General features: G+C 58.9%; 13 protein-coding genes. 5 read left to right on the top strand and 8 right to left on the bottom strand.

Annotated features, from left to right (window positions below; translation table 11 throughout):
- Positions 1-94: 94 nt before the first annotated feature.
- Complete coding sequence (locus AAA069_RS08855) at positions 95-934, top strand: methyltransferase (protein ID WP_349128146.1); 840 nt, start codon at positions 95-97, stop codon at positions 932-934.
- Positions 935-1,243: 309 nt separating this feature from the next.
- On the top strand, positions 1,244-3,925 hold the full coding sequence (locus tag AAA069_RS08850; protein ID WP_349128145.1) for a DUF3516 domain-containing protein: 2,682 nt from the start codon (positions 1,244-1,246) through the stop codon (positions 3,923-3,925).
- 74 nt (positions 3,926-3,999) lie between these two features.
- Here AAA069_RS08850 and AAA069_RS08845 read toward each other — a convergent pair whose 3' ends face one another.
- The 6 genes from AAA069_RS08845 to AAA069_RS08820 form a co-directional block, all read right to left on the bottom strand.
- Entirely contained in the window at positions 4,000-5,757 is a 1,758-nt protein-coding gene (locus tag AAA069_RS08845; RefSeq protein WP_349128144.1) for a DUF2130 domain-containing protein, read from the bottom strand.
- A gap of 140 nt (positions 5,758-5,897) precedes the next feature.
- Positions 5,898-6,443 carry a metallophosphoesterase gene (locus tag AAA069_RS08840; protein WP_349128143.1) on the bottom strand — a complete coding sequence of 182 codons (546 nt, stop codon included), beginning with the start codon at positions 6,441-6,443 and terminating at the stop codon, positions 5,898-5,900.
- 66 nt (positions 6,444-6,509) lie between these two features.
- Positions 6,510-6,689 carry a hypothetical protein gene (locus AAA069_RS08835; RefSeq protein WP_117769819.1) on the bottom strand — a complete coding sequence of 60 codons (180 nt, stop codon included), beginning with the start codon at positions 6,687-6,689 and terminating at the stop codon, positions 6,510-6,512.
- Between the two features lie 18 nt (positions 6,690-6,707).
- A complete protein-coding gene (locus AAA069_RS08830) occupies positions 6,708-7,034 on the bottom strand; it encodes an HIRAN domain-containing protein (protein ID WP_349128142.1) in 327 nt (108 codons plus the stop codon).
- Between the two features lie 123 nt (positions 7,035-7,157).
- Entirely contained in the window at positions 7,158-8,537 is a 1,380-nt protein-coding gene (locus AAA069_RS08825) for an aldehyde dehydrogenase (RefSeq protein WP_349128141.1), read from the bottom strand.
- Positions 8,538-8,545: 8 nt separating this feature from the next.
- Positions 8,546-9,766 (bottom strand): iron-containing alcohol dehydrogenase, encoded by a 1,221-nt coding sequence (locus tag AAA069_RS08820; protein WP_349128140.1) that lies wholly within the window; start codon positions 9,764-9,766, stop codon positions 8,546-8,548.
- Positions 9,767-10,019: 253 nt separating this feature from the next.
- On the opposite strand from AAA069_RS08820, the gene AAA069_RS08815 reads away from it, so the two are divergent.
- Positions 10,020-10,583 carry a ferritin family protein gene (locus AAA069_RS08815; RefSeq protein ID WP_070097113.1) on the top strand — a complete coding sequence of 188 codons (564 nt, stop codon included), beginning with the start codon at positions 10,020-10,022 and terminating at the stop codon, positions 10,581-10,583.
- Positions 10,584-10,825: 242 nt separating this feature from the next.
- On the opposite strand, the gene AAA069_RS08810 is transcribed toward AAA069_RS08815, so the two are convergent.
- Positions 10,826-11,707: a hypothetical protein gene (locus tag AAA069_RS08810; protein ID WP_349128139.1), complete on the bottom strand. Its 882-nt coding sequence runs from the start codon at positions 11,705-11,707 to the stop codon at positions 10,826-10,828.
- Between the two features lie 542 nt (positions 11,708-12,249).
- Complete coding sequence (locus AAA069_RS08805) at positions 12,250-13,686, bottom strand: PLP-dependent aminotransferase family protein (protein WP_349128138.1); 1,437 nt, start codon at positions 13,684-13,686, stop codon at positions 12,250-12,252.
- A 145-nt stretch (positions 13,687-13,831) separates the two neighbouring features.
- Between AAA069_RS08805 and pdxS the strand changes: the two genes are divergently transcribed.
- Complete coding sequence (gene pdxS / locus AAA069_RS08800) at positions 13,832-14,722, top strand: pyridoxal 5'-phosphate synthase lyase subunit PdxS (RefSeq protein WP_022094325.1); 891 nt, start codon at positions 13,832-13,834, stop codon at positions 14,720-14,722.
- 20 nt (positions 14,723-14,742) lie between these two features.
- Positions 14,743-15,330 (top strand): pyridoxal 5'-phosphate synthase glutaminase subunit PdxT, encoded by a 588-nt coding sequence (gene pdxT / locus AAA069_RS08795; RefSeq protein WP_349128137.1) that lies wholly within the window; start codon positions 14,743-14,745, stop codon positions 15,328-15,330.
- The last annotated feature ends 272 nt before the right edge of the window (positions 15,331-15,602 follow it).

Here is a 15,602-nt window from a genome sequence, read left to right as displayed (position 1 = left end):
CGTGCCGCTTCTTTCGGGCAAACTATGCCCACCCTTTTCAACCCATTGACGGAACGCGCAGCTATGCGTTCCATATTTATGACCAAGGAGCCTCATGGGAGCCGTCCACGTTCGCACGCCTAAGAACTTTGTGCTCGAGGAGCGCTTGGAGCGCTACGCCGATGCGATTGAGACGAACCCCGAGGCCTATGCCGGAGATTGGCGTGAAGTCTGTGCGCCAGTTGGCAGCAAGCCATTCGAACACCTTCACCTGGATCTTGGCTGCGGCAAGGGAACGTATCTTGTAGAGCGCGCGGCCCACGAGCCAAACACGCTCTTTATCGGCATGGACCAAGAGCCCATCTGCATCGCCTATGCCGCACAGAAAATCTGCGAGCATGAACTGACCAACGCACTCGTTCTGCCTCGAGGCGCCGCATCGCTGCCGCAGCTATTTGCCACAGGCGAGCTCGATGCCATCACCATCAACTTTCCCACGCCGCAGCCCAAGGCCAAGTACGCCAAAAAGCGCCTCGTCCATGTCGACCATCTGATGCTCTATCGCCCGCTCTTTGCAGCCGGCGCCACCGTAACGCTGCGAACCGACAGCAAACCGTTGCGCGATTACGCCCTGGGACAGTTTGCCGCAGCCGGCTACGATACGCTTTGGGTAAGTGACGACGTCCGCCGCGACCATCCCGAGCATCCCGAGACCGAATATGAATGCCGCACGCGCGAGATGGGCGCCGCCGTCTATGGCATTTGCGCTACGCCCGGCGCGGAACCCATCGAAGAGCAGCTCGCGGCGGGCCGCGCGCAGGAGCAAAGCCTTGCCTGCTACCTGCCCGAAAACCTCGATGAGCTCACCTATATACCTCTGGGCATGGAAGAAGCCGTCGAGAACTTTAGAAACCGCGCCCGCAAAGGCAAGAAGCGCCTGCCGCAAGAGTCCTAGGGGCTTCTGATGGTCGCGGCGTCGGCAAACAAGCACAAATAGGCGCCAGCGAACGGCCTTCATACCTAAGTGAGTAGACTTTTTTGCAATAGCCAAGCACAACCCGCATAACGAAAACTAAAACCGCAGGTAGATCCCTTGCGCAAAAGCCATGTGCTCGCGATATCGCAAAAAGTCTACTCACTTAGCTGGCAACTGCACCAAACAGCTGGACAGAACGCCCATTTCCTGCATTTTCTCGCGCGCTGGCACCCCGCGCCGCCGCTACGCCATAATAGTTGGCGGACAAACGCGAGAGAAAGCAACCACATGGCACAGACCACGACAGATACTTCCGCCAGCACCGTTTCCGGCGCCGGCGCCGCCAGCTCGTTCTCGGGCGGCACGGGGACCGAAGCCGAATTCGGCTCACTCGGTGCGCTCTCCCCCACCTGGTGGGAGCCCGAGGACGGCAGCGAGCCCGAACCGTGGCTCACGCCCGACCAGGCCTTCGAACGCTTCTTTGAATGGACGAGCAATCGCGGTATTGAGCTGTGGGACCACCAGGAAGAGGCCCTCATGGATCTAGCCGCCGGTGACCATGTCATTTTGGGAACACCGACCGGATCGGGCAAGTCGCTTGTCGCGCTGGGCATGCTCTTTATGGGCATGGCGCAGGGCAAGCGCTGCTACTACACGGCTCCCATCAAGGCTCTGGTCAGCGAGAAGTTTTTCGACCTTGTGCGGGTGCTCGGCCGCGATAACGTAGGCATGATCACCGGCGACACGCATATCAACACCAAGGCACCCGTCATCTGCTGCACGGCAGAGATCCTTGCCAACGACGCACTGCGCGAGGGCGAAGATGCCGACGTGGGCTGCGTGGCCATGGACGAGTTCCACTACTTTGCCGACCCCGACCGCGGTTGGGCCTGGCAGGTGCCGCTGCTCACCCTGCCCCACACGCAATTTATGCTCATGAGCGCCACGCTCGGCGATGTCACTGCCATCGCCGCCTCACTCGAGGAACACACCGGCGCTGCTTGCGACTTGGTCGTCGATGCCCCGCGTCCTGTTCCGCTGAGCTACGACTATGTGACGACCTCCCTCGAGGGCACGGTCGAGCTCGCCATGCGCCGTGGAGAGGCCCCGCTCTATATCGTGCACTTTAGCCAGGACGCCGCCCTTGCGACGGCGCAATCCCTCGCCAACTTTGGCATTGCCAGCAAGGAGCAGCGCGAGGCTATTAAGGAAGCCGCCAAAGGCACGAGCTTCTCGACGGCCTTCGGCAAGATCCTCAAGCGCTTGCTTGGCTGCGGCGTCGGCGTGCACCACGCCGGTATGCTGCCGCGCTATCGCCTACTGGTCGAGCGCCTGGCACAGCAGGGCCTACTGCCCGTCATTTGCGGCACCGATACACTCGGCGTCGGCATCAACGTGCCCATCCACACCGTGGTCCTCACCGCGCTCACCAAGTTCGACGGTTACAAGATGCGTCGTCTGCGCGCCCGCGAGTTCCATCAGATTGCCGGTCGCGCCGGCCGCTCGGGCTTCGATACCGAGGGCATGGTCATCGCCGAGGCCCCGGAGCACGAGATCGAGAACGCCAAGCTCATGGCCAAGGCGGGCGACGACCCCAAGAAGCTCCGCAAGATTAAAAAGAAGAAAGCCCCCGAGGGCTTTGTCACCTGGAACAAGCAGACCTTTGAGCGCCTGATCGAGACGCAGCCCGAAACGCTCAAGCCGCGCCTGCGCATCACGCACTCCATGGTGATTAGCGTGGTCGAGCAGGGCGGCGACGCCCGTGCCCGCGTACACGACCTCATCGAGACAAGCCTGCAGACCCCCGAGGAAAAGGCCAAGCTCGAGGTTCGCGCCGACGAGATCTTCGCCACGCTCATCGATTCCGGCGTCGTCGTTCGCACCGAGGTGCCGCCCGCACCCGACGCCCCGACTGGCGCCGCACCAGACATCGACTATGCACTGACGGTCGATCTGCCCGAGGACTTTGCGCTCGACCAGCCACTCTCGCCGTTTTTGCTTGCCGCGCTGGAGCTGCTCGACCCCGAGAGTGAGACCTATACCATGGACCTCATCTCGATGGTCGAGGCTACGCTCGAGGACCCCAAGCAGGTATTGCGCGCACAGGAGCGCGCCGCGCGCGACCGCGCGATGGCCGAAATGAAGGCTGACGGCGTCGAATATGAGGAACGCCTGGAGCGCATCCAGGATGTCACCTACGAAAAGCCGCTCGAGGACCTGCTCGATGCCGCCTTCGACAAGTACTGCCAGGAAGTACCCTGGGCAAACGACTACCAGCTCTCTCCCAAGAGTGTCCTGCGCGATATGCTGGAGAGCGCGAGCGATTTTAAGGGCTATATCCAAAAGCTTGGCATCGCCCGCTCCGAGGGCATTCTGCTGCGTTACCTAGCCGAGGCCTACCGTTCTCTCGATCGCACCGTTCCCATTGAGAAGCGCGATGAGCGCTTGCGTGACATCATTTCGTGGCTCGGCTTTGTGGTGCGCTCGGTCGACTCGAGCCTGGTGGACGAGTGGGAGAACGCCGGCAACCCCGCTGCACTCGACGCCGCACCGCCGCAGGGCATCGACGAGGTCGTTGCGGACCGTCGCGGCTGCACGCTGTTGGTGCGCAACGCACTCTTCCGCCGCGTGACCCTTGCCGCCCGCGAGCACGTTCGCGACTTGGGCGAGCTCGATGAGGACTGGGGTATGAGCGAGGTCCGCTGGCAAAGGGCGCTCGACGCCTATCACGAGCAACACGAGGAAATCCTCACCGACGGAGATGCCCGCAGTGCCGCGATGTTTTCCATCGATGAATCCGACGAGAAGACCGATCACGTGTGGCACGTGCACCAGATCTTTGCCGACGAAGATGGCGACCACGATTTTGGCATCATGGGCGATGTCGATCTGGACGCCACGCAAGACGGCGGCGAGGTCATCTTCAAAAACTACCGCGTCGGCTTTATCGAGGACCTGCTCGAGGACTAGCCGTACATACTGGAACGAAGCGGGGCCGTTGGCAATATCGCCAGCGGCCCCGTTTTTGCACTATACGCTATCCCCTACTCGGCATCCTCGACCTCATACGAATCCGCCTCGGCGGGCTCATCGTTTGCCCCTGTCGCAGCCCCGCGCGCCTCGTCAAACGCTGCTTTCATGGTCTTGTTGCCCCACGTGAGCTTGCGAATGGTAAGATCGTCGGCCTTGTTGTGGGCCAGACGCAGATTCTCGGTACTGCGACGCAGATCATCCTTGGTCTTCTCGAGCTGCTTAATGGCAGCATCAATCTCCTTGATCGCCGACTCGAACTGCTTGCTCGCCAAGTTGTAGTTGCGCGAGAAGCCGTCCTTGAACTTCTCCATCTTGGCCTCGAAGTTCGTGACGTCGATGTTCTGCTGCTTGTACTCCGCCAGCTCCTGCTTATAGCGCAGCGAACCCATGGCGGCGTTGCGAAGAAGCGTGATCATGGGAATAAAGAACTGTGGGCGAATCACGTACATCTTCTCGTAGCGATAGCTCACGTCCACGATGCCGGCGTTGTAAAGCTCGCTCTCGGGTTCGAGCAACGTGCAGAGCACCGCGTACTCACAGCCTTTCTGGCGACGATCGTGATCGAGTTTCTTAAAGAAGTCCTCGTTTTTATGCTTGGTCGCAGTCTCGTCGTTCTCGTTTTTCATCTCGAACATAATCGAAATGACCTCGTTGCCGCTCGCGTCGCACTCACGGAAAATGAAGTCGCCCTTGGTGCCCTCGGACGCATCGTTGTCCTTCTCGAAGTACGCGTTGGGAAACGCCGTCATGCGCAGGCGGTTAAACTCGGTCTCGCAGTGCTGCTCGAGCGACTCGCCCACCATCTTGGTGGACAGGCGGACCTTCATGTCCTTAAGGCGCTCGATCTCTTCGTCCTTGTAGCGAATCAGGTCATCGCTCGCGCGCTTGGCCTGCGCAAGCTCGAGCTCGTGTGCCGCCTTGGCCTGTTCCTCGCGAGAATCGCGCACCGCCAGCTCGCTCGTCAGTTTGGCACGCGCCTCATCGCGCTCTCGCTCCGCCGCGGCGACCGCCTCCGACAGGTTCATTTTTGCCATCAGCTCCTGCTCGCGCAGCTGGGCGCGCAGACCCTCAGCCTCTTGCTCGGACTGAGCCTTTGCGGCGGAAAACTTCTCTTGCACCTTCGCGCGATAGTCAGTAAGCGCGCGCTCGGCCTCGCTGCGAGCGGCATCGAGCTCGCGCTGCGACTCAGCCGCAGCGGCGGCAAGCGCCATCTCCTGGGCCTTGTCCGCCGCGGCAAGCCTGGCCTGCAGCTCGGCAATCTGAGCATCACGTGCAGCTAAATCGTTTTGAGCAGCGTTGCGCGCCGCCGACTCGACGAGCTTAGCTTCGTCATCTTTGCGCTCCAGCTGCGCACGCAAATTGTCGATTTCTCGCTGAAGCTCGGCGTTTTCCTTTTGAGCGTCGGCACGGGCCTCAACCGCCGCGCGCTGGCTTGCACTCTCGCGCTCTGCGGCAGCGCCCTCGAGCTTGGCGCGCAGCTCGGCAAGCTCAGCATCGCGCTTGGCAACCTCTTGTGCCAGCTGTTGAGCTGCAGCGTTCTTCTGCTCGATAAGCTGAGCGTTGCGCTGAGACTCTGCCTTTTGCAAGGCAGCCGTCAAACGCGAGCGCTCAAGCTCCAGCGCCTGCTCGCCCTCGCGCTGGACTGCCTTCACACGCTCATCCAGGTCGCGCGAAAACTCGGCATCGCGCACTTGCTTGACAATATCCGCATAGCCAGACGCATCGACCTTAAAGACTTCGCCACAATGCGGGCACTTGATCTCATTCATAGCAGCTCCTCGATGAACGCAAATTTCAACCGCCTACACTCTACCGCGCTGCACGGACAAAAAAGGCGCCGCCGCCATAATGGCAACGGCGCCGGAACCACCGCAAAGGTGCCTATCCCTATTGTGGTGGTTCTGGCGCCCTATAGCCCAAAGAAGCTAAGAATCTGGTCGCGGCTTACGGGCTTGTACTCGTTGGCGTCGAGGCCGACATCGTAGCGAAAGATAGGACGTTCGCGGTCGCGATTGCGCACGTTGGTGCGGTCACCCCTGCTGTGGATATGCCCATGCAGCATAATGGCGCCACGTGCCTTGCCGTTCCAGCTGAGCATGGGGTAGTGGCTCATCACCAGACGATGACCCTTGGCATAGCCGGGAGCAATCTCCAGGTAATCGCGCACGTCTTCCCAAATTTGCGGGGCGTCGGGATCTTCCCAGTCGCCGTCATGGTTACCGCGGATGAGCGTCGCATTCTTGCATTCGATACGCTCGCGCAGGCGCACCGCCTCCGCCATGGGCAAGCGATACGTAAAGTCTCCCAGGATATAGAGGCGGTCGTCCGCAGCCACGCACTCATTGATGGCATCGATGACCTTGCGGTTCATCTCCTCGACCGAATCAAACGGTCGATCCATGTCGTGCAAGATATTCGTATCGCCCAGGTGCAGGTCGGCGGTAAACCACATCATCGTCTATGCCCTCATTTCGCAATGCATCCAACTCGTGCTAAGTATACAGACACAGCGATGCGGCGGTTAGCCAAAGAGCCCGCCGAACAGTCCGCGGCGGCACTCGTCCTTTTTATTCGAACCTTTGCCCTGGGCGTTCTTATCCTTTTGCTTTTTGCGATCCTGCTCCAGCTCATCGTCATCGAGTAGCATATCCCACTCAAACGGATCATCCGTCAAATCGAACAGGTCATCGTCGTCAAGCATGGCAGCCTCCCTTACCGATTAGCGGGCATCCACCACATAGAGGCCAACGCGCACCTGGTGCCACGGGCTGCGCTCGGGGGCAACCTGTTGCACGCGGGCCTCAAACACGTCCTCGTGGCCGTAATGCATCATCAAGGACAGTGGACCGACCTCGTTTCCCGGAACGTAGCCAAGTTTGGTCTTGCCATAGTAGATCGCAACTGCCTCGGGATCATGGGGATTATCGCGCTCGGCACACAGTGTCAGTTTATCGCCCGCTTTAAGATCGCCTAGGACCAAAGCGCCGTCGGCATATTGAAATCCTGCGATATGAAACGACAGAAGAACACGCGAAGGCTCGTACATAGCAGCTCCTCTAACGGCCGGATAAACCGGCGGTTGACCTTACTGAGAAGCTTACGGGCCCGTGCGGACACAGATTCGCCCCACCCGCGCCTTTTCGACCGTTTGTCGCTACACCATCTGATTCTAATGCACAAACATGCGCACGAACTTGTGCTTCCAGCTTGCGTAAGGAGCATAGCGGAATGGCACGTCCAACCACGTTGCCTTGTTCACGATGCTCTTCTTGTGGCTAAACGTATCGAAGCTCTCGCGTCCATGGTACTGCCCCATACCGCTCGCGCCCATGCCGCCAAAGCCCATATGGCTCGTAGCCAAGTGCATGATCGTGTCGTTGACACAGCCGCCGCCAAAGGGCACGTAACGCACAAAGCGCTGCTGAACTGCGCGATCCTGGCTAAAGATATACAGAGCCAGCGGCGTCGGACGATCTGTAATATACGTCTCGGCCTCGTCTAGGCTCTCAAACGTCAGCACCGGTAAGATGGGGCCGAAGATCTCCTCCTGCATCACGGCGTCATCGGGGGTCACGCCGTCCAAAATCGTCGGCTCGATCTTAAGCGATGTCTCGCGCGCGGCACCTCCAAGCACGACCTTATCGGAATCGATCAGCCCGCACACGCGCGCAAAATGCTTGGCGTTGACGATATGCCCGTAATCCTCGTTATCGAGCGGATGCTCGCCAAACATACGGCGGGCCTCCTCCTTGATAAGGTCCAGCAGCTCGTCGTGCACGCGCGCATCGACCAGTAGGTAGTCGGGCGCCACGCAGGTCTGCCCCACGTTGAGCCATTTGCCAAAGGCGATACGCCGTGCCGCGACCTTCAAGTTTGCCGTCGCATCCACGATGCAGGGGCTCTTGCCGCCCAGCTCAAGCGTCACGGGCGTGAGGTTTTTACTTGCGCGCTCCATGACGAGCTTGCCGACCTGAACGCTACCGGTAAAGAAGATCTTGTCCCAGCACTCATCGAGCAACGCTTCGTTCTCGGCGCGCCCGCCCTCGACAACCGTCACCAGGCGCGGATCAAATGCCTCTTCACAGATTTGCTTGAGCACCGCGCTCGATGCCGGAGCATAGGCACTCGGCTTGATGACCACGGTATTGCCCGCGGCAAGGGCGCCGGCGAGCGGCTCGAGTGTTAGCAAAAACGGGTAGTTCCACGGAGCCATGATGAGCGTGACGCCATAGGGCACGGCTTGCGTTTTGCACGCGCTCACGGCGTTAGCGAGATCGCACGGACGCAGGCGCGGACGACTCCACCGAGCCACGTGAGCGATCTGATGTCGAATCTCGGAAAGCGACGTGCCGATCTCGCACATATAGGCCTCGTCATGCGACTTCCCCAAATCGGTCTTGAGCGCATGGGCGATATCAGCCTCGTGGGCCCGCACCGCATCGCATAAACTCACGAGCGCGCGACGTCGAGCATCGACATCAAACGTGGCGCGCGTCTTAAAGTAGGCGCGCTGATCGCCGACGATGCGCGCAATTTCCTCGGTGTTCATGTGCCCTCCTAGTTCTCGCCCTCAAACATACCACCTGCAACGACTTCATACATATGCTCGAGCTCCAAGCGGTCCATCAAAAGCGGAACGGGGTACAGCGGATTGGCCTCGGCATCGGCATGCGCCGCCATCTCGGGAATGTCGGAGCGGCGAATGCCCGAGACATATTTGGGGATTCCCAGGATCTCGTTCATGCGGTCGACCCAATCGATAAAGGCCTCGGCCGCAAGACTATCCTGCGCGGTAGCCGGCGCAATGCCCGCCATGCGAGCAAGATCGGCAAGCTTGGGGGCGGCGGCGTCACCATAAGCGCGAAGCATGTGCGGCAGGATGATCGCGTTGGCCAAACCGTGCGGAATTCCGTATCGGCCGCCCAGACTGTGCGCGATGGCATGCACATATCCGACATAGGAGCGGGTAAACGCAACGCCCGCCTTATACGCCGCCGAAAGCATATTGCGACGAGCGCGCATGTCGTCACCATGCTCATAGGCCTCGAGCAAATTGTCGTGGATAAGCTGCACCGCCTGTCGCGCCATCTTGCGCGTATAGGGCGTGGTGCTTCGCCCGATAAAGGCCTCAACGGCATGCGTCAGGGCGTCCATGCCCGTCTGCCCCGTAATGGAAGCGGGCAAGCCGCACGTAAACTCGGGGTCGTGGACTGCAAAACGCGGGATGAGCACAAAGTCGTTAATGGGGTATTTGTAGTGCGTCCCGTCATCGGTAATTACCGCCGCAAGCGTGACTTCGCTTCCCGTACCGGCGGTAGTGGGAACGGCGATGAGCAGCGGCAGGCGACGATGAATCCGCAGCAGGCCGCGCATCTTGTTGATGGGCTTGTTTGGCTGCGCAATGCGTGCGCCCACGCCCTTGGCACAGTCCATGGCCGAGCCACCGCCAAAGCCGATAATGGCCTGGCAGGCGCTCTCTCGATACAGGGACGCCGCTTCTTCCACGTTTGAAACCGTGGGGTTTGCACGCGTTTCGGCATAGACCGTAACGCCAATCCCCCTGCATGCGAGCGCCGTCTCGAGCGGTGCCGTGAGCCCCAGACGGGCAATGCCGGGATCCGTCACGATAAGGACCTTCTGGATCGAGCGCTTTTGAAGCACCGCGGGCACATCCTCGGCATGCTCTAAAATGCGCGGCTCGGTATAGGGCAGGATCGGCAATGCAATGCGAAAAACCGTCTGATATGTTCGGCACCAGGCACGACGGGCTAGATGCATAAAGGAAACTCCTTCATTTGTTGATAGGTCAACATTTGCTCGCCCGATTGTACTCAGCGGCGGTCAAAGACGGCCTGCCAATCGTTAATCAATCAACATCTTCATATCTCAAAATTGTTTTATTAAAAATCATTCCTAATAGGCTTCACATTTGGTTGCATTTATGGATAATAGAACTCGTCAAGACGCACGTCCGGAGAGGGCCCTTACGGGACCGGACGAGCGCGCAATCGCCATCGATCGAAAGGATCGAATCATGAAGTTTGTTTGCCCCGTTTGCGGTTATGTGGAAGAGTTCGACGGCGACCAGCTGCCCGAGGACTTCAAGTGCCCCCAGTGCGGCGTTCCCGGTTCTCGCTTCCTGAAGCAGGAGGAGGGTCAGCTCGAGTGGGCTGCCGAGCACGTCGTGGGCGTCGCCAAGATGGAGGGCGTCTCCGAGGACATCGTTGCCGACCTGCGCGCCAACTTTGAGGGCGAGTGCTCCGAGGTCGGTATGTACCTGGCCATGGCTCGCGTCGCTCATCGCGAGGGCTATCCCGAGATCGGCCTGTACTGGGAGAAGGCTGCCCACGAGGAGGCCGAGCATGCCGCCAAGTTCGCTGAGCTCCTGGGCGAGGTCGTGACCGACTCCACCAAGAAGAACCTCGAGATGCGCGTTGAGGCTGAGAACGGCGCCACCGCCGGCAAGACCGATCTTGCTAAGCGCGCCAAGGCCGCTGGCCTCGATGCCATCCACGACACCGTGCACGAGATGGCTCGTGACGAGGCCCGCCACGGCAAAGCTTTTGCCGGCCTGCTTAAGCGCTACTTTGGCTAAGCCAACCGCTTGAGACATAACCTCTAGCTCGATGAGGCCCGGACCGTATTGGTCCGGGCCTTTTTCGTGCCTCACGAACTTGTTAACGCCCTGAAATAGGACCGTCTTCGGCATCGGCTTCTCGTCAAAAACTAAGTGAGTAGACTTTTTGGAACTTGCCGAGCAGACCATCCATATCACTTTATAAAGCCGCAGGTAAATGCCTTGTTGCAAAACGACCTAGTCGCCAAAGTGCCAAAAGTCTACTCACTTAGATTCGCAGCCGTCCACGATCGAGCCATTTTGTGTCTAACGGGCATCTTTCCGTCGATTACTCCCAATTTTGTCCAGTCAATGAATAGTTCAGACCGGAGTAATATCTCAGCCCTTTGCTCATCCGAGCTTTTATCACGATATTCAGCATCGAGCATCCTGCATATGGCCTTAACGATCGCGCGAAATCTATCCTCATCCGATATCTGTCTGTGTGTCAGGAGAAGCACATCGTAGCCCATGGCCTGAAGGGCCGTCATGCGGTCAGCGTCACGCAAGCCATCCCCTGCGCGTCCGTGCGAGGCCTTTCCCTGACATTCAATGGCCACCTGTCGCCTACCGTCCGGTGAAGAAAGAAGTAGGTCGATATATACACGGGACTTTCCCACAATCGCTCGAGCACTTGTGTTTAGCATCACTTCAACATTAAGCTCTATGCCGCAAAAACCTTCGCCTCCCAGGGCTCGCGGCAGTCCAAGCAACAAATACGCCTCGACCTCAAAAGGCGACGCGGCACCCAATGGAACGAGTTGCGATACCGCCATAAATCTATTGCCGCAACGCATCCCGCAAACATCTGAACAAAAACGGTCAAGGTCTCCGCCCAAAACCAAAGCGTCTCGACGCCATAAATTTGAGGCGGTGCCGTCCTCGGACGGGCAGCGCACCCAACCGAACGTTGTCGAAATCGCGCCCGAATCAATTGCACGCGAAAGCTCCGCCTCAAGTGCCGCCGGCAGGGCACACACCGCAAACAAGCCACACATCTCCGCCAATACCAAAAGAAGCTGAAGATCCGTCAGATGCCGCGACATGATGAATGTCGTCAGTAGAGGAGACGTAATCAAAAACCCATGCTCCGTTTCCAGCACGGATTCCCTGGGGAGCTCACCAAGAAACAGCCGCTGCCTAATGCTGGCAGGACAAGTCCGTTTGTTTCTCGTCCGAACCAATGTATACAACGGAAAACCGAGCGCGACCGCAGCCGTCGGGTTGCGGGCGAGATCATATCGCTGCCGGTCTTCTTCCGGTCGTGGAAGCGGCGGACACAAAGCGCGGACTTGAGGAGGCAAACGCCAGTACCTAAAAGCCGATATGTCACAAAGTAGATCCTTCATAGGCACGGGAGAACACGAATTTCAACCCAGTCAGTCACGCATTGGCGCGAACGCACCAAAAATGGCGCCGAACGGACTGCCAAGTTTTCAACAGCCCTCCCCAACTGGCCAAAAGCTTGCCGAGAGCTGGACGAAACCCTGTTGAAAACCCCATTTTTTTCTCATGTAGAAGCTTTGCGCGGCAAGTGAGTAGACTTCTTTGAACATCCCGAGCAGGCCAGTCATCCTGCTTCTCAAAACCACAGGTAGATAGCTTGTTTCATAACGGCCTGGTCGCCAAAGTGCTAAAAGTCTACTCACTTAGGTTGCAGAGTGCCCCCCATTAGCTGCAATTCCAAGGTTGTTAGTACTTTTGGACTCAGATCGTCATACTGAACAAGAATTTGAGTTGAGTTTTCAGGGACAGATGCGCCATCGGCACACCAAAAACAGTCACTGATATCGACAAAAGGGATACTCGAGCACGTGAGGGCCCGCACAAAAGAGCTTCCGCCCGCTCCACGCTCCGCAACCACGATACAGTAAAGGCCCGCGTCTGCATGCTCGATCGAGACCTCTCCTGCCGGAAATACCTTCCGCACAAGCGCCATCAGGCCATCACGCGCCTCGCGAGCACGAACGCGCACGCGGTTCACATGTCGCTCGTAATCACCCGATTCCAGCAAACGCGCCAAAGCGACCTGATCAACAGAGCTCACCGACGAGGCGTAGAAACCAAGGTTGCGCCTAAACCGCTCCATTAACTCATCGGGCAACACCATGTACGCCAAACGCAACGCCGATGAAAGGCTCTTCGAAAACGTGTTGGTGTAGATAACCGACTGGGCGGCATCGATCGACGCGAGCGCGGGAATCGGCTTCCCGGCAAGGCGAAACTCACAATCAAAGTCATCTTCGATGAGATACCGACCTGGTCGCTCGGCGGCCCAGCTCAGAAGCGCATAGCGCCGCGCAATGCTCGTCACAAGGCCGGTCGGATACTGATGGGACGGCATCAGATGAAGTACATCGGTCCCGGTTTTCTGCAGAGCGCTCAAGTCCACGCCCTCATCATCCAACGGGATATGTCGAACTTTGCAGCCCATAGCCTGATAGATGCGCGTCAGACGTAAATAGCCCGGGTCCTCAACGGCATACACCTTGTCAGCGCCAAGCAACTGAACCAACATGGTATCGAGCAGCTGGGCGCCCGCGCCGATAACAATGTTATTGGGATCGACATTCATACCCCTTGTCCCACGCAGATGATGAGCAATTGCGCGTCGTAGCCGAGCGGTGCCCTGTGCCGGTGCGGTCGAAAAGATTTCGCGTTCGTCCTCTGATGCTAGCGTCGCCCGTAGCGCGCTTTGCCAAAGCCGCGCCGCCTCCAAAGCGGAAGGAGAAAGTGCGTCGAATTGCTCGACCCGCCCGCGGACATCATGCGCGCTGGGGTCCACAGAGACGGCATCTCGGTCGATGCCCTCCGAAGCCAAAGGCAAAACCGGTGCATCCGGAAGCTTGCAAGCGTAGTAGCCACGCCGCGGCTTTGAGCAAATATAGCCCTCGGCAAGTAGCTGGCTATATGCATTCTCGATAGTAATGACACTGATTCCCAGATGACTGGCAAAGGCACGCTTAGACGGCAGATGCTCTCCCGCCGCAATACGGCCAGCAACAATATCATCTCGAATTTGCTGGTAAACATACTCATAGAGTGATGCTTCGCCGCGTTTTTCCAAATTGTAGTCAAGCATGAGTTTATCACCTGACCTTATCGAGCTGTTCAATCTGGTATTAAGCTGGCCTTATTATTATCTCGAAAACTGAGTATTTTGCCATACCCAGCTCCCCGATAGGATGTTCCGTCAAGCAATGCACATGCCAACCAAGGGAGCAACCATGGCAGAACAGACCAGCAAGGCCGATCGCGTCAAACTCAATCGCGAACTCGCGCAGATGCTCAAGGGCGGCGTCATCATGGACGTCACCACACCCGAGCAGGCGCGCATCGCCGAGGAGGCAGGCGCCTGCGCCGTCATGGCACTCGAGCGCATTCCGGCCGATATCCGTGCCGCGGGCGGCGTCTCGCGCATGAGCGACCCCAAGATGATCAAGGGCATCCAGGAGGCCGTCTCCATCCCTGTTATGGCCAAGTGCCGCATCGGCCACATTGTCGAGGCGCAGGTCCTGCAGGCCATCGAGATCGATTACATCGACGAGTCCGAGGTTCTCTCCCCTGCCGACGACGTCTATCATATCGACAAGACCCAGTTTGACGTGCCGTTTGTCTGCGGCGCTCGCGATCTGGGCGAGGCGCTGCGCCGTGTTGCCGAGGGCGCCACGATGATTCGCACCAAGGGCGAGCCGGGCACGGGCGACGTCGTCCAGGCTGTACGCCACATGCGCAAGATCCAAAAGCAGATCCGCGACGTTGTTGCCCTTCGCGATGACGAGCTCTTTGAGGCAGCCAAGCAACTGCAGGTTCCGGTCGAGCTGGTGCGCGAGGTCCATGCCACGGGTAAGCTTCCCGTCGTGAACTTTGCCGCCGGCGGCGTAGCGACCCCCGCCGACGCCGCGCTGATGATGCAGCTGGGTGCCGAGGGCGTCTTTGTCGGCTCGGGCATCTTTAAGAGCGGCGACCCCGCCAAGCGCGCCGCCGCCATCGTCAAGGCCGTGGCAAACTTCACCGATGCCAAGCTCATCGCTGAGCTTTCGGAGGACCTGGGCGAGGCCATGGTGGGCATCAACGCCGACGAGATCGAGATCATCATGGAGGAGCGCGGGCGCTAGTCCAGCAGAAAGGATCGCACATGAGCGATTACGCAGACCAGACGGTCGCCGTGCTGGCGGTCCAAGGTGCTTTTGCCGAGCACGAGGCAAGACTATCCGAGCTTGGCGCACGTTGTATTGAGCTGAGACAGGCGGCTGATTTGAAGCAGGACTTTGACCGTCTGGTACTTCCCGGCGGCGAGTCCACCGTTCAAGGGAAGCTGCTTGCCGAGCTCGGCATGCTCGAGGAGCTTCGTGCCCGTATCGCTGAAGGCATGCCCGTCCTGGGCACCTGCGCCGGCTTGATTCTGCTGGCGCGCGACCTTGCCGCCCACGACGATAAGGGGACGCCGCGCCTGGCAACCATGGATGTGCTCGTCGAGCGCAATGCCTACGGCAGGCAGCTCGGCAGTTTTCGCACCAAGGGCCAGGTGTCCGGCATCGACGGTGAAGTGCCATTAACATTTATCCGTGCACCCCGCATCGTCGAGGTCCACGGCGACGCCAAGGCCTTAGCGAAAGTCGACGGCCGTATCGTCGCCGCCCGTCAGGGCAACCAGCTCGGCGTAGCCTTCCACCCCGAACTCGACGAAGACACCCGCCTCCACGAACTGTTCCTACAAATGTAGGCATCGAAATCAACAAACGAAACGAGAGTGGATAATCTCCCACCTTGAGCATGAATATGGGCTCATACCGGGAGATTATCCACTCTCATGCTACGTAGTCGTTGGGGACGTTCTTAAATGACCAGTCAAACAAGAACGTCCCCAACGACTATCTTTTAGCAGGTCTGGATCATGGCAATGTCGATGTTTTGGCACCGACAGACACTATGACCCAATCCGAGGGCACTAAAAAGATAGGAGCCCCCGCTCGTGGCCGCGGGTCGGGGCTGCGA

This window comes from Collinsella sp. CLA-SR-H006, from assembly GCF_040097075.1.
Classification (GTDB): Bacteria; Actinomycetota; Coriobacteriia; order Coriobacteriales; family Coriobacteriaceae; genus Collinsella.
This window is presented reverse-complemented; position numbering and strand designations above follow the sequence as displayed.

What these genes read in the sequence shown, in the direction of transcription:
- AAA069_RS08845 (WP_349128144.1), bottom strand. Translation starts at nt 5,757, where the DNA reads ATGAATGAGATCAAGTGCCCGCATTGTGGCGAAGTCTTTAAGGTCGAT.
- pdxT (WP_349128137.1), top strand. Translation starts at nt 14,743, where the DNA reads ATGAGCGATTACGCAGACCAGACGGTCGCCGTGCTGGCGGTCCAAGGT.
- AAA069_RS08830 (WP_349128142.1), bottom strand. Translation starts at nt 7,034, where the DNA reads ATGTACGAGCCTTCGCGTGTTCTTCTGTCGTTTCATATCGCAGGATTT.
- AAA069_RS08855 (WP_349128146.1), top strand. Translation starts at nt 95, where the DNA reads ATGGGAGCCGTCCACGTTCGCACGCCTAAGAACTTTGTGCTCGAGGAG.
- AAA069_RS08850 (WP_349128145.1), top strand. Translation starts at nt 1,244, where the DNA reads ATGGCACAGACCACGACAGATACTTCCGCCAGCACCGTTTCCGGCGCC.
- AAA069_RS08835 (WP_117769819.1), bottom strand. Translation starts at nt 6,689, where the DNA reads ATGCTTGACGACGATGACCTGTTCGATTTGACGGATGATCCGTTTGAG.
- AAA069_RS08825 (WP_349128141.1), bottom strand. Translation starts at nt 8,537, where the DNA reads ATGAACACCGAGGAAATTGCGCGCATCGTCGGCGATCAGCGCGCCTAC.
- pdxS (WP_022094325.1), top strand. Translation starts at nt 13,832, where the DNA reads ATGGCAGAACAGACCAGCAAGGCCGATCGCGTCAAACTCAATCGCGAA.
- AAA069_RS08820 (WP_349128140.1), bottom strand. Translation starts at nt 9,766, where the DNA reads ATGCATCTAGCCCGTCGTGCCTGGTGCCGAACATATCAGACGGTTTTT.
- AAA069_RS08805 (WP_349128138.1), bottom strand. Translation starts at nt 13,686, where the DNA reads ATGCTTGACTACAATTTGGAAAAACGCGGCGAAGCATCACTCTATGAG.
- AAA069_RS08840 (WP_349128143.1), bottom strand. Translation starts at nt 6,443, where the DNA reads ATGATGTGGTTTACCGCCGACCTGCACCTGGGCGATACGAATATCTTG.